General features: G+C 66.4%; 26 protein-coding genes and 2 tRNA genes. 18 read left to right on the forward strand and 10 right to left on the reverse strand.

Annotated features, from left to right (window positions below; genetic code table 11):
- Nucleotides 1-610, forward strand: a 610-nt coding sequence (locus tag DXK21_RS03970) for a FecCD family ABC transporter permease (RefSeq protein ID WP_162790571.1), incomplete at its 5' end; no start/stop codon positions are given.
- Entirely contained in the window at nucleotides 607-1,374 is a 768-nt protein-coding gene (locus tag DXK21_RS03975; protein ID WP_170136949.1) for an ABC transporter ATP-binding protein, read from the forward strand. The genes DXK21_RS03970 and DXK21_RS03975, both read left to right, overlap by 4 nt.
- 397 nt (nucleotides 1,375-1,771) lie before the next feature.
- Here the strand turns inward: DXK21_RS03975 and DXK21_RS03980 are convergent, their stop codons facing one another.
- Nucleotides 1,772-3,802 (reverse strand): lytic transglycosylase domain-containing protein, encoded by a 2,031-nt coding sequence (locus DXK21_RS03980; RefSeq protein WP_245945093.1) that lies wholly within the window; start codon nucleotides 3,800-3,802, stop codon nucleotides 1,772-1,774.
- Between the two features lie 116 nt (nucleotides 3,803-3,918).
- On the opposite strand from DXK21_RS03980, the gene dapA reads away from it, so the two are divergent.
- The 4 genes from dapA (at nucleotide 3,919) to prfB (ending at nucleotide 9,006) form a co-directional block, all read left to right on the forward strand.
- Nucleotides 3,919-4,803, forward strand: a complete 885-nt coding sequence (dapA, locus tag DXK21_RS03985) for a 4-hydroxy-tetrahydrodipicolinate synthase (RefSeq protein ID WP_114816487.1) — start codon at nucleotides 3,919-3,921, stop codon at nucleotides 4,801-4,803.
- A complete protein-coding gene (gene smpB / locus DXK21_RS03990; protein WP_114816488.1) occupies nucleotides 4,803-5,270 on the forward strand; it encodes an SsrA-binding protein SmpB in 468 nt (155 codons plus the stop codon). The genes dapA and smpB overlap by 1 nt, the downstream gene beginning before the upstream one ends.
- Nucleotides 5,271-5,374: 104 nt before the next feature.
- Nucleotides 5,375-7,759, forward strand: coding sequence for a penicillin-binding protein 1A (locus tag DXK21_RS03995; protein ID WP_114816489.1), 2,385 nt, complete (start codon nucleotides 5,375-5,377; stop codon nucleotides 7,757-7,759).
- Nucleotides 7,760-7,889: 130 nt separating this feature from the next.
- A protein-coding gene (gene prfB / locus DXK21_RS04000; protein ID WP_114816490.1) for a peptide chain release factor 2 occupies nucleotides 7,890-9,006 on the forward strand; the annotation gives its coding sequence in 2 pieces (ribosomal slippage) (nucleotides 7,890-7,958 and nucleotides 7,960-9,006; 1,116 coding nt in all).
- A 50-nt stretch (nucleotides 9,007-9,056) separates the two neighbouring features.
- Here the strand turns inward: prfB and DXK21_RS04005 are convergent.
- The 3 genes from DXK21_RS04005 to tyrS form a co-directional block, all read right to left on the reverse strand.
- Nucleotides 9,057-9,611 carry a bactofilin family protein gene (locus DXK21_RS04005; protein ID WP_114816491.1) on the reverse strand — a complete coding sequence of 185 codons (555 nt, stop codon included), beginning with the start codon at nucleotides 9,609-9,611 and terminating at the stop codon, nucleotides 9,057-9,059.
- A gap of 127 nt (nucleotides 9,612-9,738) precedes the next feature.
- Nucleotides 9,739-10,206, reverse strand: coding sequence for a peroxiredoxin (locus DXK21_RS04010; RefSeq protein WP_114816492.1), 468 nt, complete (start codon nucleotides 10,204-10,206; stop codon nucleotides 9,739-9,741).
- 138 nt (nucleotides 10,207-10,344) lie between these two features.
- Complete coding sequence (tyrS, locus tag DXK21_RS04015) at nucleotides 10,345-11,601, reverse strand: tyrosine--tRNA ligase (RefSeq protein WP_114816493.1); 1,257 nt, start codon at nucleotides 11,599-11,601, stop codon at nucleotides 10,345-10,347.
- A gap of 184 nt (nucleotides 11,602-11,785) precedes the next feature.
- On the opposite strand from tyrS, the gene DXK21_RS04020 reads away from it, so the two are divergent.
- From DXK21_RS04020 to DXK21_RS04030, 3 genes are all read left to right on the forward strand, one after another.
- Nucleotides 11,786-12,928 carry an anhydro-N-acetylmuramic acid kinase gene (locus DXK21_RS04020; RefSeq protein WP_114816494.1) on the forward strand — a complete coding sequence of 381 codons (1,143 nt, stop codon included), beginning with the start codon at nucleotides 11,786-11,788 and terminating at the stop codon, nucleotides 12,926-12,928.
- A gap of 5 nt (nucleotides 12,929-12,933) precedes the next feature.
- Entirely contained in the window at nucleotides 12,934-13,875 is a 942-nt protein-coding gene (locus DXK21_RS04025) for a DMT family transporter (protein WP_114816598.1), read from the forward strand.
- Between the two features lie 126 nt (nucleotides 13,876-14,001).
- A complete protein-coding gene (locus tag DXK21_RS04030) occupies nucleotides 14,002-15,561 on the forward strand; it encodes a GNAT family N-acetyltransferase (RefSeq protein ID WP_114816495.1) in 1,560 nt (519 codons plus the stop codon).
- A 177-nt stretch (nucleotides 15,562-15,738) separates the two neighbouring features.
- On the opposite strand, the gene DXK21_RS04035 is transcribed toward DXK21_RS04030, so the two are convergent.
- Nucleotides 15,739-15,812 (reverse strand) — tRNA-Gln (locus DXK21_RS04035).
- A gap of 211 nt (nucleotides 15,813-16,023) precedes the next feature.
- Between DXK21_RS04035 and DXK21_RS04040 the strand changes: the two genes are divergently transcribed.
- The 9 genes from DXK21_RS04040 (at nucleotide 16,024) to DXK21_RS04080 (ending at nucleotide 22,102) form a co-directional block, all read left to right on the forward strand.
- Nucleotides 16,024-16,100: transfer RNA gene (locus DXK21_RS04040), tRNA-Pro, on the forward strand.
- Between the two features lie 76 nt (nucleotides 16,101-16,176).
- Nucleotides 16,177-16,725 (forward strand): DUF924 family protein, encoded by a 549-nt coding sequence (locus DXK21_RS04045; protein WP_162790572.1) that lies wholly within the window; start codon nucleotides 16,177-16,179, stop codon nucleotides 16,723-16,725.
- 79 nt (nucleotides 16,726-16,804) lie between these two features.
- Nucleotides 16,805-17,959 carry an SH3 domain-containing protein gene (locus tag DXK21_RS04050; protein ID WP_114816497.1) on the forward strand — a complete coding sequence of 385 codons (1,155 nt, stop codon included), beginning with the start codon at nucleotides 16,805-16,807 and terminating at the stop codon, nucleotides 17,957-17,959.
- A gap of 74 nt (nucleotides 17,960-18,033) precedes the next feature.
- Entirely contained in the window at nucleotides 18,034-18,981 is a 948-nt protein-coding gene (locus DXK21_RS04055) for an SH3 domain-containing protein (RefSeq protein ID WP_245945094.1), read from the forward strand.
- A gap of 265 nt (nucleotides 18,982-19,246) precedes the next feature.
- Nucleotides 19,247-20,104 carry a thymidylate synthase gene (locus DXK21_RS04060; protein ID WP_114816498.1) on the forward strand — a complete coding sequence of 286 codons (858 nt, stop codon included), beginning with the start codon at nucleotides 19,247-19,249 and terminating at the stop codon, nucleotides 20,102-20,104.
- A 5-nt stretch (nucleotides 20,105-20,109) separates the two neighbouring features.
- On the forward strand, nucleotides 20,110-20,424 hold the full coding sequence (locus DXK21_RS04065; protein WP_114816499.1) for a nucleoside triphosphate pyrophosphohydrolase family protein: 315 nt from the start codon (nucleotides 20,110-20,112) through the stop codon (nucleotides 20,422-20,424).
- Nucleotides 20,425-20,515: 91 nt separating this feature from the next.
- Entirely contained in the window at nucleotides 20,516-21,187 is a 672-nt protein-coding gene (locus DXK21_RS04070) for an aquaporin (RefSeq protein ID WP_211305963.1), read from the forward strand.
- A 51-nt stretch (nucleotides 21,188-21,238) separates the two neighbouring features.
- Complete coding sequence (locus tag DXK21_RS04075; RefSeq protein WP_114816500.1) at nucleotides 21,239-21,766, forward strand: dihydrofolate reductase; 528 nt, start codon at nucleotides 21,239-21,241, stop codon at nucleotides 21,764-21,766.
- A 15-nt stretch (nucleotides 21,767-21,781) separates the two neighbouring features.
- Nucleotides 21,782-22,102 carry a YbjQ family protein gene (locus tag DXK21_RS04080; protein WP_114816501.1) on the forward strand — a complete coding sequence of 107 codons (321 nt, stop codon included), beginning with the start codon at nucleotides 21,782-21,784 and terminating at the stop codon, nucleotides 22,100-22,102.
- A gap of 4 nt (nucleotides 22,103-22,106) precedes the next feature.
- Here the strand turns inward: DXK21_RS04080 and DXK21_RS04085 are convergent, their stop codons facing one another.
- The 5 genes from DXK21_RS04085 to DXK21_RS04105 are packed head-to-tail and all read right to left on the reverse strand — an operon-like array spanning nucleotide 22,107 to nucleotide 25,379.
- A complete protein-coding gene (locus DXK21_RS04085) occupies nucleotides 22,107-22,910 on the reverse strand; it encodes a MetQ/NlpA family ABC transporter substrate-binding protein (RefSeq protein WP_114816502.1) in 804 nt (267 codons plus the stop codon).
- A gap of 14 nt (nucleotides 22,911-22,924) precedes the next feature.
- A complete protein-coding gene (locus tag DXK21_RS04090) occupies nucleotides 22,925-23,581 on the reverse strand; it encodes a methionine ABC transporter permease (RefSeq protein WP_114816503.1) in 657 nt (218 codons plus the stop codon).
- The gene (locus tag DXK21_RS04095) at nucleotides 23,581-24,570 is read right to left on the reverse strand and encodes a methionine ABC transporter ATP-binding protein (protein WP_114816504.1); all 990 of its coding nucleotides are present in this window, start codon (nucleotides 24,568-24,570) and stop codon (nucleotides 23,581-23,583) included. The genes DXK21_RS04090 and DXK21_RS04095 overlap by 1 nt, the downstream gene beginning before the upstream one ends.
- A gap of 1 nt (nucleotide 24,571) precedes the next feature.
- Complete coding sequence (locus DXK21_RS04100; protein ID WP_114816505.1) at nucleotides 24,572-24,970, reverse strand: HesB/IscA family protein; 399 nt, start codon at nucleotides 24,968-24,970, stop codon at nucleotides 24,572-24,574.
- A gap of 10 nt (nucleotides 24,971-24,980) precedes the next feature.
- A complete protein-coding gene (locus DXK21_RS04105) occupies nucleotides 24,981-25,379 on the reverse strand; it encodes an SUF system Fe-S cluster assembly protein (RefSeq protein ID WP_114816506.1) in 399 nt (132 codons plus the stop codon).
- Nucleotides 25,380-25,382 lie beyond the last annotated feature (3 nt).

A 25,382-nucleotide genomic window follows, 5' to 3' on the forward strand; every position in this document is an offset into this window, starting at 1 on the left:
GTTGCTGGTGGCCATTGCGACCAGGGTGCGGGCGCCCGAGGCGCTGATCCTGTTCGGGGTGGCGCTGTCGAGCTTTGCGGGGGCGCTGACGGCCCTGATATTCAACCTGTCGCCGTCGCCCATCGCCTCGGCTGAGGTGATGAACTGGCTGCTGGGCTCTGTGCAGAACCGCAGCTGGATCGACGTGGCCTGGGTGTCGCCGGCGCTGGCGGTGGCCGCTGTCTTTGCGGCGGGGGCGTCGCCGGGCTTGCGGATGCTGACCCTGGGCGGGGAAGCCGCGCGGGCGTCGGGTCTGTCGATGGGACGGATGCGGGTTCTGGCCTTGATCGCCTCGGCGGTAGCGGCGGGGGCGGCGGTGGCCGTGGCGGGGGTGATCGGCTTTGTCGGTCTGGCGGCGCCGCATCTGGTGCGGGCGGCGGTGCGCGGTGATCCGGGGCGGCTGCTTTGGCCCTCGGCGCTGGCGGGCGGGCTGATGCTGGTGCTGGCCGATCTGGCCGCGCGGCTGATGCCGACGGATCAGGAGCTGAAGCTGGGCGTGTTCACAGCCCTGGTCGGGGCGCCGCTGTTCGCCCTGATCGCCTGGCGCGCGGCGCGGGAGTGGCGGCTGTGAGCGCCTTGCTGGAGCTGGACGGCGTCGTGGCGCGCATCGGTGCGGCGACCGTGCTGGACGGGGTCAGCCTGTCGGTCGGGTCGGGTGAACTGGTCGCCCTGTGCGGGCCGAACGGGGCGGGCAAGTCCAGCGCCATACGCGCGGGGCTGGGACTGACGGCCTTGCACAGCGGCGTGGCGAAGCTGGGCAACGAGGATGTGCGGCGTCTGTCGGAGCGCGAACGCGGGACGCGGGCGGCCTATCTGCCGCAGGAGCGGCATACCGCGTGGAACCTGCCGGCCATCGAGGTGGCGGCGCTGGGCGCGCCCTTCCTGTCAGGCGCCGAGGCGCTGGAGCGGGCGAGTGCGGCGCTGGACGAGGTCGGGGCGGCCCATCTGGCGGAACGCGGCGTGGCCGAGATGTCGGGCGGCGAGCGGGCGCGGGTGCTGCTGGCGCGGGCGCTGGTGGTTCAGGCGCCCTTGCTGCTGGCCGATGAGCCGATCGCCGGGCTGGACCCGGACGCGCAGTTGCTGGTGCTGGAGCGGCTGCGGGCGCGAGCCGATGCGGGCGGGGGCGTGCTGGTCAGCCTGCACGACCTGACGCTGGCGGCGCGGGTCGCGGACCGGGTGGTGGTGCTGGACGCCGGGCGGGTGGTCGCGGATGCGGCGCCGGTCGAGGCTCTGTCGCCGGGGGTGCTGCGGTCGGTCTTTGGTCTGGGCGGGGTTTGGGTCGAGGGACCCGACGGGCCGCTGCTGGCGGGGCGGCGGCTTTCCGGCGGCGGCTGAGCGGCGGGCTGATTGCACTGTGCGGCGAAAAAAACAGTGCAATTGGTGCAATGGGCCGCCCTGCCACGCCGTCATTCTCGGGCTTGACCCGAGGATCGGACGGTCCGCCTGCGCGACCTTGGCGAGGGTGAGCGCGCCCTTGCGCTCGATCCTCGGGTCAAGCCCGAGGATGACGGCATTTGGGGAAGCGGGATCAGGTTGAGGGTATCGCTAGAGCGGCGTCGGAGGTTTCGCTGCAATGTCAAAGACCGGGAAGGCGATCCTAGCCCGGGTTCTGAGTGCGGCGCGCTGAAGGCTGGAAATGGGGCTGGAACGCCCGCCGTGGCTGGATCGGGCCTGCTGAAGATAAAAAGATGGCGGTCGCCCCTCTCGTGATCCGAAAGGGGCGATGCGCGCGTTACGGCTGATAGGAACGCGGGCCGCTGTTGGGCGGGGTGCCGCGGGCTAGGTCGGCGGACGGCGTCAGCGGGGCCGAGCCGCCGTTCAGGCGGGCCCGATAGACCTGCATGTTTTCCATCACCCGCATCATGTAGTTGCGCGTCTCGGTGAAGGGCGCGCATTCGATGAAGTCGATGGGATCGACCTGCTGGCTGCGCGGGTCGCCGCAGCGGGCCACCCATTGCGGCGGACGGGCGGGACCGGCGTTGTAGCCGACCGTCGCCAGCAGGGGCGAACCGCCGAAGTTGTTGGTCAGTTCCGCCAGATGATAGCTGCCCAGACGCATGTTGACGTCGGGGTCCCACAGTTGATCCGGCGAGAAGGGGAGGCCCATGCGGCGGGCTACGCCCTGGGCCGTGGCGGGCAGGAACTGCATCATGCCGCGTGCATCCGCCCCGGAGCGCGCCATGGGATCGAAGCTGGATTCCTGGCGCGTGATGGCCAGGGTGAACTCCAGCGGCGCCGCGCCCGAGGTCTGGGGCGGGATGCGCACCGGATACATGCGTTCAGGCATGACGAAGCCGCGCTGGCTGGCGGCGCGACCGACCATCATCGAGCCGAACTGGTCGCCATAGCCCTGCATCAGGTCGAACAGCTGCGACAGGTCGTAGGGCGAGGGCAGGGTGTCGTCGAGGTGATAGGCGAAGACCCGCATCAGGGTCTTTTCACCCGCCGCGCCCAGGATGCGGGTGGCGCGGACGACCTCATTGCTCTCGAAGCGGTTGACGTCCTCCGGCGTCGGGGCGGGTTCGCCGGGCAGGGTCAGGGTGGTGATCCCGGCCTTTTCGGCGGCGAGCTGGCCGTAGAAGGTCTGCCAGTGCTCCGCGCCCGCCTGATACCAGCGTTGGGCGCCCGCGCGGTCGCCGCGGGCCTCGGCGGCGCGGCCCAGCCAGTAGAGGGCGCGCCCCTGGGTGATCGGGGTGGAGGAGCTGTTGCGCAGGACCTCGAAGTGTTGGGCCGCGGTCGCGGGGTCGTTCAGCTTGGTCAGGGCGACCCAGCCGGCGAAGAACTCGGCGTCCACCTTGCGCTCGCCCGCGGGGAAGCCGTGGCCGTTCATGGCGGCGTAGGCGGCGCGGGGGTCGCCCTGTTGCAGGGCGTCGAGGAAGTAGTTGCGGCGCTCGCTCCACAGGGTGTCCTGGCCTTCCTTGTGCGAGGGGGCGGGGGGCAGGGCGGACAGCAGGGGGAAGGCCTCTGACTGGCGACCGGCCGAGCGCAGCAGGCGTGCGCGCTCCAGCACTACGGCCGGGTCATTGGCGACAGCGGGGCTGAGGCCGGCCACGAGGGCGTCGGGAGAATAGGCGGTGCGCAGGGCCATGACGGCGTTGGCGACGGCCTGACGGTCGGCGGGGACCATATAGACCATGGCGCGGGTCGCCGGGCCGTGCGGACCGAGCAGCAGCATGTTCAGCCGGGCGACATGATCGTCGGCGTTCAGCCATCCACCCCAGCGGTTGGCGATCGTGGATTGCTGCGCTTCTTCGAACGAACGGGTGCGCCACCAGTCGCGGATCAGGGCCTGGGCTTCGCGGCGCTGGCCTTTTTGCTCCAGGGCGCCGGCCAGGGCGATTGCGCCCTCGGCGGTCGTCGGGGCCGCGCCGTTGAAGAAGGCCAGAACTGCGTCCGGCGAGGCGTTTGCCATGCCCAGGGCGCGCTCGCCCGCCGCCCGGCGCGAATCACCGCGCGGCCAGTTGGCGAGGTCGGTTTGGGCGCGGGCCAGATCGGTGAAGGACAGTTGCTTGTCCGAAGTGTCGACCAGGGCCCATTCGACCAGCTTCCTCGCCGTGGGGTCGGAAATACGGCTCATGATCGACTGCGTGCCGATCACGTCACGGGCGCGGGCCGAGGCCAGACCTTGCTGGAACAGGGCCATGTCCTGGCCGCTGATGACGCCGTTCTGGCTGGAGGCATAGGGCGCAGGCGTGCTGTTCAGCACGTCCTGGGTTGGCGGAGTCAGAATCGCCAGGGCGGCGGCCACGGTCGTCGCGATCATCAGATGTCCGATCCTCATTCATCACTGGTTGCGGCCGAGCGGCGAGCAACCTACGCTCTCTGCCTCTTCAAAAGGGCGGCGTGCCGCCCGAAACTCCGCGCAGGTAACTTGTTTCAATGACCGCCCCCTTGTTCAAGGGCGTGATCACCGCCTTGATCACACCTCTTCGTGACGGAAACGTGGACGAAGGGGCTTTTGAAAAACTCCTGGAACGCCAGATCGCTGCCGGCGTCCATGGCGTGGTCCCTGTCGGCACGACGGGGGAGAGCGCCACCTTGCGCATGGACGAGCACAAGCGGGTGATCGAGCAGTGCGTGAACATCGCCGCGGGCCGCGTGCGCGTGATCGCCGGCGCCGGATCGAACGCCACCCATGAGGCCATCGAGCTTTCGGCCTTCGCCAAGCAGGTCGGGGCTGATGCGACCCTGGTGGTGACGCCCTATTACAACAAGCCGTCTCAGGAAGGCATGATCGCCCACTTCGAGGCGATTTCTGACGCCGTTCAGATTCCCATGATCCTCTACAACGTGCCGAGCCGTTGCGGGGTTGATCTGTCGAACGAGGCGGTCGCGCACCTGGCGAACAATCCGAACATCGTCGGCATCAAGGACGCGACCAGCGATATCTCGCGGGTCAGCTGGATGCGCAGCCATATCAACGGACCGTTCGACCTGATCAGCGGCGACGACGCCACCTGGCTGGGCTATGCCGCCAGCGGGGGCGTGGGCGTGATTTCGGTGACGTCCAATGTCGCGCCGGAAGCCATGGTCGCCATGTATGACGCGGTTGCGGCGGGCGACTACGCGACGGCGCGGACCTGGCAGGACCGTCTGATCAGCCTGCACAAGGCCCTGTTCCTCGACAACTCGCCGTCGCCGGCCAAGTACGCCCTGGCGAAGCTGGGCCTGTGCAGCGAGGAAGTCCGCCTGCCGCTGTCGCTGACCCGCGACGCCGTCAAGCCGCAGATCGACCAGGCCATGGCGGAAGCCGGGGTTAGCTGATGTCCGCTGATGCGCCCAAGAAGGTGATCGCCGAGAACCGGCGCGCGCGCTTCGACTATTTCCTTGAGGACTATATCGAGGCCGGAATCCAGCTGCTGGGGACCGAGATCAAGGCGCTGCGCGACGGTCGGGCCAATATCGCCGAAAGCTATGCGGCGGTGGAGGGGCGCGAGATCGTCCTGATCAACTCGGACATTCCGCCCTACAAGCAGGCCAATCGCTTCAATCACGAGCCGCGCCGCCACCGGAAGCTGCTGCTGCACCGCAAGCAGATCGACAAGCTGATCGGCGCCGTCCAGCGTGATGGACGGACCATCATTCCGGTCCGGCTGTACCTGAACGAAAAAGGCAAGGCCAAGCTGGAGATCGCTCTGGCCAAGGGCAAGAAGCTGCACGACAAGCGCGAGGCCTCGGCTGAGCGCGACTGGCAGCGCGACAAGGCCCGCCTGATGCGCGACAAGGGCTGAGTTTGCGGTACCGCTTTGCGGCGGGACCGACGCGCGATAAACGACGATTTCATGGGGCGCGTCTTGCGGAGTTCACGGTGAAGATAGCCGAACGCTGGTTCGTTATGGCGGGCGTCGCCTTGCTTGGCGGCATCGCTCTGGCCGGGCTGGTCGTGGCCGTCTATGCGGCCTGGGTTCTGCATGACATGCCGGATGCGTCCGAGCTGGCGGACTATCGCCCGGCGACGGCCACGCGCGTCTTTGCGGGCGACGGGACCCTGATAGGCGAATTCTCGGACGAACGCCGAATCTACGTCACCTATGACCAGGTGCCGGAGCAGGTGATCCACGCCTTCCTGGCCGCTGAAGACAGCCACTTCTTCCAGCACGGCGGCATAGACGTGTCCGGCATCGGCCGGGCCATGTTCAAGAACGTCTTCAATGTCGTGTCGGGGCGGCGGCTGGAGGGCGGTTCGACCATCACCCAACAGGTGGCCAAGAACGTCCTGCTGACCAACGAATCCAGCCTGAACCGCAAGCTGAAAGAGGCGATTCTTTCGAGCCGTCTTGAAGCGACCCTGACCAAGGAGCAGATCCTTGAGCTGTATTTGAACGAGATCTACCTCGGCTATCGCTCCTATGGCGTGGCCTCGGCGGCCTACAACTATTTCGGCAAGTCGCTGAATCAGCTGACGCCGGATGAGGCGGCCTTCCTGGCGGCCCTGCCCAAGGGGCCGAACAACTATAATCCGAAACGCCACCCCGAGGCCGCCAAGGGCCGCCTCGACTGGGTTCTGGGCGAGATGGCCGACAACAAGTGGCTGTCGCAGGAAGAGTTGGCGACGGCCCTGGCGCGGCCGCTGAACACCCGTGCGGCGCCGCGTCGGGCCGAATACGCCGACGCCGACTTCTTCGTCGAGGAGGCGCGCCGTCGCGCCATCGGCCTGTTCGGTCAGGAAGAGGTCAACCGCGGCGGCTATTACCTGCGCACGACGCTGGACCCCAAGCTGCAGTCCGCCGCGCGCGATGCCCTGATGAACGGCCTGGAACGCTATGACCGCCGCCACGGCTGGCGCGGCGCCTGGGGCACGACCGATTTCGCACCGGGCTGGCAGGCCGCCGCCCTGAAGAAGAACACCCCGCCGGAACGCCGCACCTGGCAAGCCGCCGCCGTCGAAAGCGTCAGCGGCAACAATGTGCGCGTCCGTTCGGCCAAGGATGACCGCACGGGTTCGCTGATCGTATCCGACGCCGCCTGGGCCAACGCCAACCGTCCGCTGAAGCGCGGCGACCTGATCTTTGTCGAACCGCAAGGCGGCCAGTATGCGCTGAAGCAGGTGCCGGCGGTGAACGGCGCCCTGGTGGCCATCGAGCCGCAGTCGGGCCGGGTCCTGGCCATGGTCGGCGGCTATTCCTACGCCCTGTCCAGCTTCAACCGCGCGACCCAGGCCAAGCGTCAGCCGGGCTCGGCCTACAAGCCCTTCGTCTATGCGGCGGCGCTGGAGGGGGACTTCAACCCGGCCAGCATCGTTCTGGACGCCCCGATCAGCTTCCCCGGCGGCGCCAACGGCGGTCGCTGGACGCCTGAGAACTACAGCCGTCAGTACTATGGCCCCCAGACCGTTCGTCGCGGGCTGGAGCTGTCGCGCAACGTCATGACCGTGCGTCTGGCCCAGGCGGTAGGTATGAGGAACATCGTCGATCTGTCCAAGAAGATGGGCGTGGTCGACGACATGTCGCCTAACCTGGCTATGTCGCTGGGGGCAGGGGAGACGACGCCCTATCGCATCACCGCCGCCTACGCCGCCTTCGTCAACGGCGGTCGCCGGGTCGATCCCTATTTGATCGAGATGGTGCAGGACCGGAACGGCCAGACCATCCACCGCGCCGACCGTCGCCAGTGCCGCGACTGCGGCCGGGGCTTCAGCGGCCAGGAGTCGCCGCGTCTGCAGGATCGCGGGACCCAGGTCATCGACCCGATCACCGCCTATCAGATGAGCTCCATGCTGGAAGGCGTCATCCAGCGCGGCACCGGGGCCGGGGCGCGCAGCCTGGGTCCCTGGGTTGGCGGCAAGACCGGCACCACCAACGAATACCGCTCGGCCTGGTTCGTCGGCTTCTCCAGCGACATCGTGGTCGGCGTCTTCGTCGGCTTTGACGACAACCGCTCGCTCGGCGGCGGCGAGGCCGGTGCGGCGACCGCGGTGCCGATCTTCACCGACTTCATGACGGTCGCCCTGAAGGAACGCCCCGCGCGGCCCTTCGTGCGCCCCAAGAACGCCGTCTTCCGCACGGTCAACGGCATCGAGGAAGCCTTCCGTCCGGGCACTGAGCGTCAGATCCGTGAAGAGGCGCCGCGTCCGGTTCAGCCAGTGGGTCCGCAGAACTATAACGACGTGATCCGCCGCGAGCAGGAAGCTGCGCAGGCCCCTGCGGCCGCGGCGCCGGCGGTCGTCGCGCCCCCGCCGCCGAAGAAGCAGCCCGCCGAGGACTTGAGCGGGCTCTATTGAACCTCTAGTTAGGCCCATTAATCCGGCGCGCCTGTTCGCAGGCGCGCCGTTTATTTTCGTTGCTTTCCCTATCGGTCCGCACGCGGTGCGGCCCTGCTTAAGGGAAGGCGTTGTTTCGCAGGAGATTGCGATGAGACCGGATGTCGAGGCCATGAAGGCCGACATCGAGCAGAGCGCCGCTCTGCTCAGGAGGCGTCTTTGACTGGGATGTCTCGCTTCGAAAACTGGATGAGCTGAACGCTCGGGTCGAAGATCCGACCCTTTGGGACAACCCGGAACAGGCCCAGGCCGTCAGCCGCGATCGCTCGCGTCTGGAAGCCCAGATCAACAGCGTCCGTGAACTGGAAAGCGCCCTGGAAGAGGGCGTCATGCTGGCTGAAATGGCCGATGAAGAGGGCGACGAGGCCACCCTCGAGGAGGCTCGTGAACAGCTGCGCGCCGTGAAGGAACGCGCCGCGCGCGCCGAACTGGAAGCCCTGCTGTCCGGCGAGGCCGACGGCAACGACGCCTATCTGGAAGTGAACTCCGGCGCCGGCGGCACCGAGTCCAACGACTGGGCCGGGATGTTGCTGCGCATGTACTCACGCTGGGCCAAGGCCCACGGCTATGAGGTCACGATCGAGGCCATGGAAGAGGGTGAACAGGCGGGGGTCAAGTCGGCCACCATCCTGATCGAGGGACCCAACGCCTATGGCTGGCTGAAGTCGGAATCGGGCGTGCACCGCCTGGTCCGCATCAGCCCCTATGACGCGGCGGCCAAGCGGCACACCAGCTTCGCCTCTATCGGCGTCTCGCCGGTCGTGGACGATACGATTGAGATCGACATCAACCCGTCGGACGTGCGCACCGACACCTATCGCGCGTCCGGCGCGGGCGGTCAGCACATCAACAAGACCGACTCGGCGGTGCGACTGACGCACATTCCGACCAATACGGTTGTGGCCTGTCAGGCCGGTCGTTCGCAGCACCAGAACCGCGACATGGCGTGGAAGATGCTGCGAGCCCGTCTGTACGAACTGGAGCTGCAGAAGCGCGAGGCGGCGGCTCAGGCCCTGGCGGACGCCAAGACGGACATCGGCTGGGGACACCAGATCCGATCCTACGTCCTGCAGCCCTATCAGATGGTGAAGGACCTGCGGACCGAGGTCGAGACTTCGGATACGCAAGGGGTTCTGGACGGCGATCTGGACGCCTTCATGGGCGCCGCCCTGGCGGCCCGGGTCGGCGAGACCCGCGACGGGAACTAAAAAAGGGGCGGCCTGCGGGCCGCCCCTTTTCATATGTGCGAGGCGCCGGATCAGGCGGCGGGCTTGGCCTCGACTTTGTCGGTTTTGGGGGCGGCGAGAGCGGCGGGCTTTTCCGGGGCGTCCAGCATGGAGGCGCCGGGCGTGTCGCGCTTGGCCTGGGTGCAGCGGCCCTGGAACCAGGCGCCTTGTTCGATGGACAGTTGCTCCTGAGTGATGTCGCCTTCGATACGGGCGGTGGTGAACAGCTTGACCTGCTTGGCGACGATGGCGCCCGAGACACGACCGCGCACATCCAGAACGTCGGCGTGGACCGTACCCTCGACCGAGCCGCCTTCGCCGATGGTGACGCGCACCACGCGGATGTCGCCCTTCAGCGAGCCGTCGACCTGAAGTTCGCCTGCGCCCGAGATGTTGCCTTCATATTTCACGCCGGACGACAGGGTCGACAGGCTGGACGAACGCGAGGCGGCGGGGCGCGACGGTTCAGACGCGCGCGGCGCGGTGGCCGAGGCCGAAGGCGCGGCGGTCGGCGCAGGCTCCGGCGCGGGCGGGATGCCCAACCCGCCGGACGGGCCGTTGTCGAAGGGTTTGCTCTTGTTGAACATGGTGCTCTCCGCATCTCGCCAGCAAGGCCGGCCTAATCCTACTGTTAGCCCCTTGGGCGGCAGTTAGGGTCAGGTTGGCGACCGAGGCAAGCTTGGCCTCAGAGCATTGCGTGGATCAAAGCGCCCGTCAGAGAGATTGAGCCGCTTCGAGCACCTGTTCGGCGTGTCCCTTGACCTTGACGTTGCGCCAGACGCGGCGGACCAGGCCCGCGCCGTCGATCAGGAAGGTGGCGCGTTCGACGCCCATATATTCACGGCCATAGAGCTTCTTCATCACCCAGGTTCCGTAGGGCTCGCAGACCACGCCGTCCTCGTCCGAGCCGAGAATGACCTTGAGGTCGTGCTTGGCCTTGAAGCGGTCCAGCTTCTTCACCGCATCGCGCGAGACGCCGATGACGACGGTGTTGGCGGCGGCGAACTGGTCGGCCAGGGCCGAGAAGTCCAGACCCTCGGTCGTGCAGCCGGGTGTGTCGGCCTTGGGGTAGAAGTAGAGGACCACCGACTTGCCCTCCAGGCCGGCCAGGGTGACGCGGCCGTCGCCGTCGGTGGCGAGATCGAACGCGGGGGCGGCTTGGCCTTCGGTGATGTCGGTCATTTTTGATCTCCGCTCATCCCGGCGGACGCCGGGACCCGGTGAGAGCCCCGACGACGCCGGTTGAGTAATTTGCAGCGAAACCAAGGGCTGCGTTTGAAGCCAAAGCACTGGGTCCCGGCGTCCGCCGGGATGAACGGGTTAAACGGGGCGCACCAGGACGATTTTCTTCTTGCCGGCGGCCAGCTTGAACACGCCTTCGGCGTTGACGTCGGCGTCTTCGATCAGGCGCGCGCCGTCGGCGATGGCTTCGTCGTTGAGGCGCAGACCGCCGCCCTGGGCCAGGCGACGGGCCTCGCCGTTGGAGGTGCTGAGCCCGGCCTTGGTGACGACGGCGGCGATCATGGCGCCGATCACCTCATCACGCGGCAGCTCGACGGTGGGCAGGTCGGCCGAAAGCTGGCCCTTTTCGAAGGCGGCCTCGGCGGCGGCGCGGGCGGCGTGGGCGGCCTCCGAGCCGTGCAGCATGGAGGTGGCGGCGTCGGCCAGGGCCTTCTTGGCCTCGTTGATGCCGGCGCCTTCCAGCGTCTCATAACGCTCGATCTGGTCGAGCGGCATATCGGTGAACAGGCGCATGAAGCGGCCGACATCGCCGTCTTCGGTGTTGCGCCAGTATTGCCAGTAGTCAAACGGCGAAAGGGCGTCGGCATTCAGCCAGACTGCGCCGCCCACGGTCTTGCCCATCTTCTGGCCAGAGGCCGTCGAGAGCAGGGGCGTGGTCAGGCCGAAGGCCGATTTTTGATCGACTTTTCGGGTCAACTCGACGCCGTTGATGATGTTGCCCCACTGGTCCGAGCCGCCCATCTGCAGGGTGCAGCCGTAGCGACGGTTCAGCTCCAGGAAGTCGGTCGCCTGCATCAGCATGTAGTTGAACTCGAGGAAGGTCAGCGGCTGTTCACGCTCAAGGCGCAGCTTGACCGAGTCGAAGCTCAGCATCCGATTAACGGTGAAATGGGTGCCGTAGTCGCGCAGGAATTCCAAATAGCCCAGTTTTGACAGCCATTCGTCGTTGTCGACCATCACCGCATCCGTCGGGCCGTCCCCGAAGGTCAGAAACTTCTCGAACACGCCTTTGATGCCAGCGATGTTTTCGGTGATCTTTTCTTCGGTCAGCAGAGGGCGCTGGGTGTCCTTGAACGACGGATCGCCGACCTTGGTCGTGCCGCCGCCCATCAGGACGATCGGCTTGTGGCCCGCCTGTTGGAGGCGGCGCAGCAACATGATCTGGATCAGGTGGCCGACGTGCAGGCTCGGCGCCGTAGCGTCAAAGCCGATGTAGCCAGTGACCACGCTGGAGCTGGCCGCCTCGTCCAGTTCGACGGGGTGGGTGATCTGGTGGATATAGCCGCGCGCCTGCATCAGGCGCAGGAAGTCGGATTTGAAGGCTTGGTCGGTCATGGACGGCTCCGTAGCAGGGATGCCGGCGGCCGTCTTCCTTACCGAGGAAGTCGCACCGCCAGCGAAGGCGGCACGAGATCGCGGCCGCTCGCTAGCTCAGCGAACGGTAATACAGGCCGGAAATGGCGCGGGCGGCGATCATGGGCGCTAGCTACGGCGTGCGTGACGTGGCAGTCAACCCGCCATGACGACCTCCTCCTCGACAAAGACCCTTCGCGTGCTCGGTTTCATGACCGGCACCTCGCTCGACGCCGTGGACATGGCGGTGATCGAAACCGACGGCGAAAACATCATCAGCTTCGGCCCCGCGGGCGAGATGAAGCTGGACGCCGAGACGCGCGCCATCGTCGAGGACGCCATCGAGGACGCCCTGGACTGGGAGCGTGACGAGGAAGAACCCGACAGCTTCGAGGACGCCCGCATGGCGGTGGCCGACGCCCACCTGGCGGCGGCGCTCAGTTTCATGGCGGTAAACGGCGTCAAGGCCAGCACCCTGGATCTGATCGGGGTGCATGGCCAGACGGTTCTGCACGAGGCGCCGACGCCGGACCTGCCGGGCCGCACGGTGCAGTTGATCGACGCCCTGAGCGTGGCCGAGGGGCTGGGCGTGCGCACGGCGTATGATTTCCGCAGCGCCGACGTCGCGGCGGGCGGGCAGGGGGCTCCGCTGGCCCCAGTCTATCACGCGGCCCTGGTGCGGAAATCAGGTCTGTGCGGGCCGGTCGCGGTGCTGAACCTGGGCGGGGTGGGGAACATCACCCTGGTCCGCGCCGATGGGGGGCTGGAGGCCTTCGACACCGGGCCGGCCAACGGCATGGTGGACCTGCTGGTGCAGTCGCGCGGCAAGAAGCGCATGGACGAAGGCGGCAGGCTGGCGGCGGCGGGGACCGTCGATCAGTCCGCGCTGGCGGCCTATCTGGCGCATCCGTATTTCGCCTCGACGGGGCCGAAGTCTCTGGATCGGTTTGACTTCTCGCTGGACCCGGTTGCGAGCCTGTCGCTGGAAGACGCGGCGGCGACGCTGACGGCCTTTGCGGCCGAGGCGGCAGCGCTGGGCGTGGGGCGCTGTTCCGAGAAGCCGACCAAGGTCGTGGCCTGCGGCGGCGGACGGCATAATCCAGTCCTGCTGGCGGCGATCCGCGAGCGTGCGGGCGTGCCGGTGACGACCGCCGAGGACGAGGGCTGGCGCGGGGATTCCATCGAGGCCGAGGCCTTCGCCTTCCTGGCCGCGCGCTGCCTGCTGGGCCTGCCGATCAGCTTCCCCGGCACGACGGGCGTGGCCGAGCCCCTGACCGGCGGCCGCATCGTGGAGCCCGGCGAGCCGTGAGCCTGATGCAGTCCCAACGCTTTTGGGGCGTCGCCAGCGGTCTGGCGGCGGGCGCTCTGTGGGGGCTGGTCTTCCTGGCGCCCAAGGTCGCGCCGGAGGCTTCGCCGATGATGCTGACGGCGGGGCGCTATCTCGCCTATGGCCTGATCGCCGCCCTGCTGATCGCGCCGCGCTGGCGGCGGGTCACGGCGGCGCTGGATTTCAAGGCGTGGCGGGCGCTGGCCTGGCTGAGCCTGGCCGGGAACATCGTCTATTTCGTCTTCCTGGTGGTCAGCGTCCATTTCGCGGGGGTCGGGGCCTCGGCCCTGATCGTCGGCATGGTGCCGGTCGTGGTCGCTCTGTGGGGGCTGAAGGACAAGGATTCGCCGCCGTTGAAACGCGTGGCGCCGCCGATCGCGGTCGCGGCCCTGGCGGTCGGCCTGATCGGCTGGGAGTCCATGAGCCAGGGCGGCGGGGCGGGCCACGACGGGGCTCAGATCCTGATGGGTCTGGTCTGTGCGCTGGCGGCCCTGTTGTCCTGGTCGGCCTTCGCCATCGGCAACAGCCGCTGGATGGGGCGGCTGCCCGAGGTTTCTCCTCACGACTGGTCGCTGCTGACCGGGGTGGTGACGGGTGGTTTCGCCCTGGTGCTGGCGGTTCCAGCATTGCTGACCATGGGCGTCTGGTCAGGCGAGGCCTGGGGGCGGTTTCTCGGCGTCAGCGTGGGCGTGGCGATCTTCGCCTCCATCATCGGCAATGCCTTCTGGAACCAGGCCAGCCGTCTGCTGCCCCTGACCATGCTGGGCCAGATGATCGTGTCCGAGACCCTGTTCGCCTTCCTCTACGGCTTCCTGTGGGAAGGGCGCGGACCGACCGTGATCGAGATCGCCGCCATGATCCTGATGGTGGTCAGCGTCGTCTGGTGCGTTCGCGCGCATCGCCTGGGGGCGATCCTGAGTGAGCACTAGGATGGAACAGATATTTATCGTCTAAGATATATTATGCGAAATTGAAGCGTAACAGAGTTCCTCCAGCTGGAACCAAAGCGATCACGGCCCCGTTGGTCGCACGGCTGAGCTGCAAGGGGTTGTGCGATGAACGTCGACGTCATCGAGGATTTCGGTGCGCTCAGGAGCGTGCGCGACGACTGGGACGCCGCCTATGCGGCCGACCCCGAGGCGAGTTTTTTCATGTCATGGAGCTGGATCGCGGACTGGCTGGCGGTGCGCCAGACAGTCTGGCTGGTGCTGGCGGCCAAGCCGACCCAGGCGGATGATCGCTATGTCGCCTTCCTGCCCCTGCGGCTACGAGTGCATTTTGACAAGGCGCGAGGCTTCTTCAACGTGGTCTATCTGGCCGGCAGCGGATTTTCCGACCACGCGGGCGTTCTGACCCATCCCGATTTCGAGGCAGAAGCGGTTTCAGCCTTCACTGATTTTCTGCGAAAAAAGCTCAGCTGGACCAAGCTGATCATGAGCAACTTGTGGATGTCCGACAGGCGCCGCCGGCTCTTTTTGGCGGCTTTTGACCCGCTTCGTTTCGTCCACAAGGATATCGAGTATCTCGACAAGATCACGAATACGGACGTCAGCGTTTGCCCGTTTGTCGCCTTGCCGTCTGATTGGGACGCCTATCTGACGAAACTGAGCGCCAACAACAGGCAAAAGATTCGCCGCTGGCTGCGCAAGGTCGAGGCGGGCGAAGAGTACGACATCACCGCGTCCAACGACGAAACCTTTGCCCGCGACATCGACATTCTGCTTGGCTTTTGGAAGACCAAATGGGCGCATCGCAAGGGCGCTAGAACCGATGACATCGCCCAGTATAATCGCGCCATGCTGATGCGTTGCGCACAGAACGGGACCCTGTTCCTGCCAGTGTTTCGGCACAGGGGGCGTCCGGTGGCGGCCTTGGCGATCCTGGTCGACGCCGCCAAGAAAACGATGCTCTTCTTCATCGCCGGTCGGGACGAGACCTATGACGAGGCGCCTGCGGGCTACCTATTGCATGCCTACAGCATCCGCCACGCCATCGCCCAGGGGTACGCCACCTATGATTTCCTGCGAGGCGACGAGCCCTATAAGTACCTGTTCGGCCCGCAGGAACGGCGATTGAAGGCCTGTTCCGTGACGACCAGAAACGGTCGCAACCTGGGCGGCGTGCCGGACCCGCGCGGTCTGGAGGCCATGCGCGACAAAGCGTTCGAATTCGACAAGAAGGACGAGATCGCCGTCGCCGAGCGAGCTTATCGCCAAATCCTGGCCCTGCAGCCGGACGATGCGTTGACGCTTTACCGCCTGGGCCGCTTGTTGGCGAGGCAGGGCGATCACACCGAGGCCGCGCGGCTGTTCTCCCGCTCGGTGGCGGTCGAGCCGGCGGGTGAACACGCCTGGCTGAAGCTGGCGCATTCGCTGCACGCCTTGGGGGATGAGGTTGCGGCGCGCAATGCTTGTCGCGAAGTCCTCCGCTTGCAGCCGAAGAATGAAGAGGCCGAGCGGCTGATCCTGCAACTCGCCCTTTCTGCTCCAAGGGCGCTCACCATCGCCAAGCCATTGTCGGCTCAAGGCGAGCAGATACCCGTCTGGATGCGCCCTGCCCCGCCCGTATGGGGCGTTCCTCAATCAGAAATCGTCCGTGCGACCGCAAGGTCTTGAAGGTCGCGGCTGACCAACAATGCCGTGTCCGTGACCGTCGAACGTTCAAATGACGGTATTGTCGCTCAATTTGAGCAAAGCCGACGGCAACGAACGAATACTGCGCCTGTAAACCGGACGGTAACTTAGGTTGTTAGGGAGTGTGGCCCTAAAGGGCGACTGCTTAAACAAAGGCAATGGCTGGGGAACTAGGACTCGAACCTAGAATGACGGTACCAAAAACCGTAGTGTTACCATTACACCATTCCCCAGCAGGATCAGTGCGCCGCCGCAGTTCGTTGCGGCGAGGAGCGGTGAGATACGCCAAGCTTTTCGGGGATGCAACACTGAAAACAAAAGAATTTTCATTGAGCGGCGACTTTTTAAAAACCACAAATTCCCCGCTTGCGAGGTCCGAAACACGTGGCTATAAGCCCCCTCCTCGGCGCAACAACGGCCTCTGGCCTGCGTCGGGTAAAATGTCGGAGTGTGGCTCAGTCTGGTAGAGCACTGCGTTCGGGACGCAGGGGTCGGAGGTTCGAATCCTCTCACTCCGACCATTTTTCCTCACATCATCAGATGATTTCCCCCTCGCGGGGCCGTGCATTTGTTCGCGCGCGAGCTAAGCTCGGCGGCATGAATACGCTGATTGAACCCGCTGACGTCGTCGCTTTCTGGATCGAAGCCGGACCCGAAAAGTGGTTCGCCAAAGACGCCGCCTTTGATGCGGCCTTCACTGCGCGATGCCGCGACACGCATTTCGCCGCCGCCCGTCGAGAACTTGACGCCTGGGCCGAGACGCCTGAAGGCGCGCTGGCCCTCATCCTCGTGCTGGACCAACTGCCGCGCAACGCCTTCCGCGACACTGCGCATATGTTCGCCACTGATCCGTTGGCCCTGATGTTCGCCAAGGCGGCTATTGCGGCGGGCCATGACCGAGGGGTGGCGGGCGAGCTGCGCCCCTTCATCCTGATGCCGCTGATGCACTCCGAATCCCTGGCGGATCAGGATGAGCTTCTGACCCTGCTGGACGAGGCCGAGGCGCCCGAGACCTTCAAGTTCGCCGTCATCCATCGCGACATCATCGCCCGCTTCGGACGCTACCCGCATCGCAACGCCTGCCTGGGTCGCGAAACAACGGCGGAGGAAGCGATCTTTTTGAAATCCGGTGGGTTTGCTGGCTAAACCGGCAAGACCACGGTTGAAGTTTCCGTATGGCAAAGCTAGAGAAATGAGGCTTTTTCAACAACCATAAGCCAGAATCATGCCTCATTTTGCACGCGGCCTGACCGCTGTCGCCGCCTTGACCGTCATGCTGACGACGCCGGCCGAAGCGCAGATCTTCGGTCGCCGCAGCAATAGCGCGGACGCTTCGGTGATCAACGAGACGCCGCGTTGCACGCAAAACCTGGGCACGGTGACGATCGCCGACACTCAGAGCGCTCTGTTCAGTCAATTGGGCGTGGGCGCGCCGTCCGAGCTGCTGCGTTATCTGGTCCGCGAATCCGGCTGCTTCACCTTGATCGAACGCGGTCCGGGCATGGACGTGGTTGAGCGCGAGCGCGGTCTGGGCGCCGCCGGGCGTATCCGCACCGCGGATTTCGTCCTAGTCGCCGAACTGGCCAATCCGATCGAGGCGGACAGCGGCGACAGCGGTCGCGGGCTGCTCGGCTCCCTGGCTTCCAGCGGCGGGCGCTTGCTGCTGCAAGCCGGCGTCGCGGCGGTCACTCAGGGCCAAGGGGCCGATATGGGAGCCGGCATGGCCCAGATGCTCTCCGCAGGCGCCAACGTCGCCGGCAATCAGCTGGATCAGGCGCTGAGCAATCGCACGGTCGACGCCATCAAGGACCTGAAGAAGGACCTCGCCAAGGGCAAGGAAGACGCCCAGGTCGTCTTTTCCCTGTCCAGCGTGCCCCTGGCCGAGACGGTCGGCTACACTCGCGCTGTCGCCAACAAGGACGACTGGCGCCGCCTGCGCATCCGCGACAATCATTTCGGCGGCCGTGTCGGCGCCGGCTATGAGACCGAGGATGAGGGCAAGACCCTGGCCCTGGCCTTCGTGCGCGGCTACGCCGACCTCGTGACCAGCCTGGGCGGCACGGGCTCGACCGTCCCGGAAGTCACCCTCGCCAACCGCGAGGCGCTCCGCGCCGAGGCGGCTGCGCAAGAAGCCAAGACCGCCCGCCCGACCCGTGGAGGTCAGGAACAGCGCAGCGCCGTGCGTCCCGCCGTCACGCGCTACGCACTGGCCAGGGCGTCGGTCCTGCGCAGCGCGCCAGACGGCGATGTCGTTCGCACCATGGCCGCTGAGGACACCGTCTTCCCGACGGGCGCCCAGGACGGCGACTGGGTCGAGGTTCTGGACGCCGACGACAACGTCGGCTGGCTCCAGCGCGATCGCCTGGCGACCGAAGACTGAACACCAAGCACTGAACACCGTCCTGCCCTCTCGCATCAGAGCGGCAGCGCTTGAATATCCCAGGAGTTTTCCCCTTGAATATCCGTATGATGGCCCCTGCCCTGGCCGCGCTCATGGCCGCCTCCGTCCTGCCGACCGCGTCTGAAGCCCAGGCGCGTCGCAGCGGCGCCCAACGCACCCAGGACGCACAGATGGCGCAAATCCCGCGCTGCGCCCGCAGCCTGGGCACGGTTACGCTGGCTGACGGCCAGTCCGACTATTGGCGCGAGTTGCAGCTTTCGCCGCCGCAAAGCCTGCTGCGCGTGGTGATCCAGCGCTCGGGCTGCTTCACCCTGGTCGACCGCGGCATGGGCATGAGCGTCGCCCAGCGCGAACGTGAACTGGCTTCCGGCGGCGACCTGCAACGCGGCTCCAACGTCGGCGGCGGCCAGGTGCGGGCGGCGGACTTTGTCCTGGTCGGCGAGATCGCCAGCCAGAACGCGAACTCGGGCGGCAGCGCCCTGGCCGGCCTGGCCGGCGCCGCCATCGGCGGACGCGCCGGCGCCATCGTCGGCGGTCTGCGCACACGCCGGATGGAGGCCAATACGGTCCTGTCCCTGACCAACGTCCGCACCTCGGAAACCGCCGCCGTGGCCGAGGGCTACGCTTCCAAGAGCGACATGAGCTGGGGTCTGGGCGCTGGCGGCTTCGGCGCGGGCGCTCTCGGCGGCGGCAGCTACGAGAACACCGAGATCGGCCGCATCGTGTCGCAGGCCTTCATCCAGGCCTATACCGACATGGTCATGCAGATGGGCGGGCTGGAAGGCGGCTCGCCGGCTCAGGAAGCGCCGGTCCAGACCTACACGGTCCAGCAGGCCGCCACCCTGCGCTCCAGGCCGAACGGCGGCTCGGTCGTGCGCGCCCTGCCCGCGGGCCTGCGCCTCTATCCGACCGGAAATCGCGACGGCGTCTGGTGGGAGGTGCTCGACGACAACGACAACCTCGGCTGGGTGCTGAACGAGCGTCTGGCTCCCGGTCGCTGATCCCGGCCGAACCGACCAAATGGAAGAGCGCCCGCCGATCCCATCGGCGGGCGCTTTTCTGTCGCCCTCTCACGACCGCTCATCCCGGCGGACGCCGGGATCCAGTAAGAGCCACTGCACACAGAGCCGAAATGACCTGGATGCAGCCAAAGGACTGGATCCCGGCGTCCGCCGGGATGAGCGGGGATAAGGAACCCGACTTTTCTGTGAGCAAGCGAATCGGACGTCTGCCCAGCGACACGAATCAGAGGCATCCTCTCTTCCCATGACCGCCGCTCTCGCCCTCGCCGATCTGGAAACCCGCAGCGGGGCGGCCCCGGCCGATCACCCCGAATGGCAGTATCTCAACCTGCTGCGCGACATCCTCGACAACGGCGTGCGCCGCGACGACCGTACCGGCACCGGCACGCTCGGCGTCTTCGGTCGGCAGATCCGGTTTGACCTGTCCAAGGGCTTTCCGCTTCTGACCACCAAGAAGCTGCACACGCGCTCGATCTTCATCGAGCTGCTGTGGTTCCTTCGCGGCGACACCAATATCGGCTGGCTCAAGGACAACGGCGTCGGCATCTGGGACGAATGGGCGGACGCAAATGGCGACCTCGGCCCCGTCTATGGCAAGCAGTGGCGCTCCTGGGCCTCGCCGAACGGCCAGAGCATCGACCAGATTCAGAAGCTGATCCACGGTCTCAAGACCAACCCCAACAGCCGCCGCCACATCGTCAGCGCCTGGAACCCGGCTGACGTGGACGACATGGCCCTGCCGCCCTGCCACTGCCTGTTTCAATTCTTCGTCGCGGACGGAAAGCTGAGCTGCCAACTGTATCAGCGCAGCGCCGACGTCTTCCTCGGCGTGCCGTTCAACATCGCCTCCTACGCCCTGCTGACCCTGATGCTGGCCCAGGTGCTGGGGCTTGAGCCCGGCGACTTCGTCCACACCTTCGGCGACGCCCACCTGTACCTGAACCATCTGGAGCAGGCCGAGCTGCAACTGACCCGCCAGCCCCTGCCCCTGCCTACCCTGACCGTCGCGCCCAAATCCGACCTGTTCGCCTATGAGCTGTCGGACTTCGTGCTGAGCGACTACGCGCCCTGGCCGCATATCAAGGCCGCCGTCGCGGTCTGACCCCCATGAAGATCGCTGACCTCAAGGCGGACGTCCTCCGCATCTCCGACATCTATGCGCGTGAGCATTCCATCGACCGTGACCGCGACTGGGCCTTGCTGAAGCTGCAGGAAGAACTGGGTGAACTGACCAAGGAGCACCTGAACCTTTCAGGTCGCGCCCGAGGCAAGCCCGACGCCGAGGCCCTGGCCGACGAAGCCGCCGATGTCCTGGGGATGCTGCTCATCTACTGCGAGCGCGCCGGGATCGACATTGAAACCGCCATGCAACGCAAATGGCTGAAGTGGCTTGAGCCTGAAGCGCTCAAGACCGAAGCGTAAACTCCCGTAACGCCGTCTGGCGAGCGCCAGAGACTCGGCGCACCCTCCCCTGATCCGCGTTGATGCGGGGGCATGAAACGGGAGGGTTGTCATGTTGAAGAAGTTTGCGGCCGAACTGGTCGGGACGATGGTGCTGGTGCTGTTCGGGTGCGGGGCCGCTGTGCTGGGCGGGTTCGACCATGTGGGGCAGTTGGGCATCGCCCTGGCCTTTGGCTTCGCCATTATCGCCATGGCCTATGGCATTGGGCCGGTGTCGGGCTGTCACGTCAATCCGGCGGTCAGCCTGGGCGTCTTCGTCGCCGGACGGATGAGCGCCAAGGACATGCTGATCTACTGGATCGCCCAGTTCATCGGCGCCGTCATCGGCGCGGCCATCCTCGGCCTGATCGCCAAGACCGGCTTCGCCAGCCTGGGGCAGAACGGCTTCGACGCCGGGTCGCCGGGCGGATACGGTCTGCACGCCGCCCTGATCTTCGAGGTCGTGGCGACCGCCATCTTCATCATCACCATCCTGGGCGTGACCGGGGCCAAGGGCCACGGCGCCTTCGCCGGCGTCGCCATCGGCATCACCCTGGCCGTCATCCACATCGTCGGCATTCAGGTGACCGGCGTGTCGGTCAATCCGGCCCGCAGCTTCGGTCCGGCCCTGCTGGTCGGCGGCCAGGCCCTGAGCCAGGTCTGGGTCTTCTTCGTCGCCCCGGCTGTCGGCGCTGTGATCGGCGCGCTCTTCTTCCGCTTGAAACTGTTGGAGCCTGAGGCCTAAGTCCGATTAGGGGGCGGTGTTCATCCGCCCCCGTCTTTCGGAGCCTGCCCAGTGTCTATTCCCAAGATCGCCCTTGTCGTCGCCCGCGCCCGTAACGGCGTCATCGGCCACAAAGGCGACCTGCCGTGGCGTCTGCGGTCGGACCTGCAACGCTTCAAGGCCATCACCGTCGGCAAGCCCTGCATCATGGGCCGCAAGACCTGGGAGAGCCTGCCGCTCAAGCCCCTGCCCGGCCGTCTGAACATCGTCCTGACCAAGGATGGGTCCTACGAGACCGAAGGCATGTCCAGGGGCGCCCTGGTCTGCTCCAACCTGGGCGAGGCCCTGTCCATCGCGCGCGAGACGGCGGAAGAGGACGGCGTGGACGAGGTCTGCATCATCGGCGGCACCGCCCTGTTCGAGATGGCCCTGCCCCGCGCCCAGCGCCTCTACATCACCGAGGTTGAGGCCGAGCCCGAGGGCGACGCCCACTTCCCGACCTTTGACGAAACCGCCTTTTTCGAGGTCGCGTCCGAGCCCCATCCGGCGGGAGAGAAGGACGACCACGCCTTCACCTTCCGCACCCTTGACCGCCGCTGAACCGGAGACCCGACCATGATCGTCGCCACCACCAATGACCTGACCGGCCATCGCATCGTCCGCCATATCGGCATGGTGCGCGGCGTCACCGTGCGCTCGCGCAACGTCATTTCTGACGCCATCGGCGGGGTGCAGTCGATGATCGGCGGGCGCGTCGGCGCCTATGTGAAGCTGGCCGAGGCCGCGCGTCAGGAAGCCTATGACGAACTGGTCGCCCATGCGCGCGACATGGGCGCCAACGCCATCCTGGCCATGCGCTATGACGCAAATGAGATCATGCCGGGCGTGACCGAGGTCCTGGCCTATGGCACCGCCGTGGTGGTCGAACCGGCCTGACGGATCAGGCGGCGGGAATGACTGCGCCGTCGTACTTCTTGGCGATGAAGTCCTTGACCGCCTGGCTGCGCAGGGCGTTGGCCAGGGCCTGAACGCGCGGGTCGTTCTGGTTGTCCGGGCGCGCCACCAGATAGTTGACGTAGGGGCTGTCGGCGCCTTCCAGCGACAGGGCGTCCGTCTTCGGCTTCAACCCGGCGTCCAGCGCATAGTTGGTGTTGATCACCGCCGCATCGACCTGAGGCAGGATGCGCGGGATGGTGGCGGCCTCGACCTCCTGGAACTTCAGTCCCTTGGGGTTGGTCGCGATGTCGCGCACCGTCTGCAGCGGGTTGGTCGGATCACGCAGGGTGATCAGGCCCGCGCCTTGCAGCAGCAGCAGCGAGCGCCCGGTATTGGACGCATCGTTCGGCAGCACCACCTGCGCCCCATTCGGGATCGCCGCCAGCGTCGTGTGCTTCTTCGAATAGATGCCCAGCGGCTCGACGTGGACGCCTGCGACCGTCAAGAGGTCGGCGCCACGCGCAATATTGAATTCGTCCAGATAGGGCTTGGTCTGAAAATAGTTCACATCCAGCCGTTTTTCAGCCAGTTGCACGTTTGGCTGAACGTAGTCGTTGAAGACCTTGATCTCGATCGGCACGCCCTCGGCGGCCAGGATCGGCTTCACCACCTCCAGGATTTCGGCGTGCGGCACAGCAGTCGCGCCGACCAGGAGCGGGGCGGCGCCCGCCTTCTTTTCCGCCCCCTGCCCGCACGCGGCGAGCATCAGAACGGCGGTGGCGGACAGCAGAAGCGAACGGCGGATCATGGCGTCTCTCTAACTCAACGGTGCGAGACCTTAGCGACCAGACGGTCGCCGATCATCTGCAGAATTTGTACGAGAACCAGCAGCAGAACTACGGTCACGACCATGACGTCGGTCTGGAAGCGCTGATAGCCGAAGCGCACGGCCAGGTCGCCCAGACCGCCCGCGCCGACCACGCCCGCCATGGCGGTGTAGCTGACCAGGGCGATGGCCGTGACCGTGGCCCCGGCGATGATGCCCGGCATGGCCTCGGGCAGCAGGGCCCTCGTCACGATCTGGAAGGTCGAGCCGCCCATGGCCTGGGTCGCCTCGACCACGCCCTTGTCCACTTCGCGCAGGGCCGTCTCGACCAGTCGCGCATAGAAGGGCGCGGCCCCCACGACCAGCGGCGGAATGGCCCCGGCTACCCCCAGCGAGGTGCCGACCAGCAGCACCGTCACCGGCAGCATGACGATCAGCAGGATGATGAAGGGCACCGAACGCAGCACGTTGACGATCAGCGACAGCATGGCGTTCAGCACCGGATTGGCCGCCAGCCGTCCCTTGCCCGACAGATAGAGCAGCACGCCCAGCGGTATGCCGAGGATCACGGTCAGCACCAATGATCCGCCCAGCATCAGCAGGGTGTCCACGGTCGCGCGGCCGATCTCGGCCCAATCTACGTTATCGAACATCAGGCTGCCTCCACCGTCACGCCGCGCGCAGTCAGTTGCGCCACGGCCGCTTCGGCGTCGCCGCCGGTGAAGGCCACGACCAGCTGGCCATAGGGCTCGCCCCGGATGCGGCTGATGCGACCCGACAGGATCGAATAGTCCACGCCCACCGTCCGCGCGACGCGGCTCAGTTCCGGCTCATAGGTGGAGCCGCCGCGGAAGGTCAGTTTGGCCATGCGCGCGCCGGCGGGCACGATCGAGGCGTCGAACGCCTCTTCACCCTCGGCCAGCATGGCGCGGGTCACAGCGTGTTGCGGGTGCAGGAAAACGTCGGCCGTCGCGCCCTGCTCCACGATCCGGCCATCCTTCAGCACCGCCACGCGGTCGCAGACCCGGCGCACCACCTCCATCTGGTGGGTGATCAGGACGATGGTCAAACCCAGATCACGGTTCAGCCCGTCCAGCAGGGTCAGGATGTCCTCGGTCGTTTCCGGGTCCAGGGCGCTGGTCGCCTCGTCGCACAGCAGGACGCTGGGGCCGCAGGCCAGGGCGCGGGCGATGCCTACGCGCTGCTTCTGGCCGCCCGACAGCTGAGACGGATGCTTCTTCGCGTGCTCGGCCAGACCCAACTGGGCCAGCAGTTCCCCCGTCCGCGCCTTGACCTCGGCCTCGGGCCGTCCCTCCAGCCTCAGGGGAAAGGCGACATTGTCCTCGATGGTCTTGGCGTTCAGCAGGTTGAAGTGCTGGAAGATCATACCGATCCGACGCCGCGCGGCGCGCAGCTCGGCGGGATTCAGCGCCGTGATCTCCTGGTCGTCGACGAAGATCCGCCCCGCGTCGGGCGTTTCCAGCCGGTTGATGGCGCGGATCAGGGTCGACTTCCCGGCGCCCGAACGCCCGACCACCCCGAACACTTCGCCGCGCCCGATGGTCAGATCCACGGCGTCCAGCGCCGTGCGCTCGCCCGCCGCGCTGCGATAGCGCCGGGTCACACCCTCCAGTCGGATCATTCTAGTCGGCGTCCAGGGCGGCGGCGGGGATGATGGTCACGCTCTCGCCGCAGCCGCAGGCGTCGGTCTCGTTCGGATTGCGGAAGACGAACTTGGACGCCAGCTTGGTCGTCTCGTAATCGATTTCTGAGCCGATCAGGAACAGCACGGCCTTGGGCTCGATTAGGATGGTGACGCCCTTGTCCTCGACCACCTCGTCCAGCGGCTCGATCTGTTCGGCATAGGCGAAGGTGTATTCCTGCCCGGCGCAGCCGCCGTTCTTCACGCCCACCCGCAAGCCGACATAGTCCTTTTCGGCATTGGCCATGATCTCGCGCACGCGCGCGGCGGCGGCGTCGGTCAGGGTCACGGCCTTGGGCCGGGGCCTGCGAGGTCGGGCGGCGGTCTGAAGCTCGGTCATCGACGCATCCCTAGAACATGTTCAGGGCCAGCTTGGCCTCGTCGCTCATCTTGGAGGAGTCCCACGGCGGGTCGAACACCAGGTTGGCCCGCGCGGACTTCACCCCCTCGACCTTCTTCACCGCATCCTCGACCCAGCCCGGCATTTCGCCGGCCACGGGACAGCCCGGCGCCGTCAGCGTCATCTCGATCAGGACGTCGCGGTCGTCGGAGACATCGACCTTGTAGATCAGGCCTAACTCATAGATGTCGACCGGGATTTCCGGGTCGTACACCGTCTTCAGCGCCTCGATCAGGTCGTCGGTCAGCTTGTCCAGCTCAGCCTGTGACAAGGCGCTCTTCTGCGGCTCGTCCCAGGTCGCGGCGAAGGCGTCGCTGTCGCTGATGGCGTTGTCGGTCTTGGCGTCCATACT

It is taken from the genome of Brevundimonas bullata, from assembly GCF_003350205.1.
Taxonomy (GTDB): domain Bacteria; phylum Pseudomonadota; class Alphaproteobacteria; order Caulobacterales; family Caulobacteraceae; genus Brevundimonas; species Brevundimonas bullata.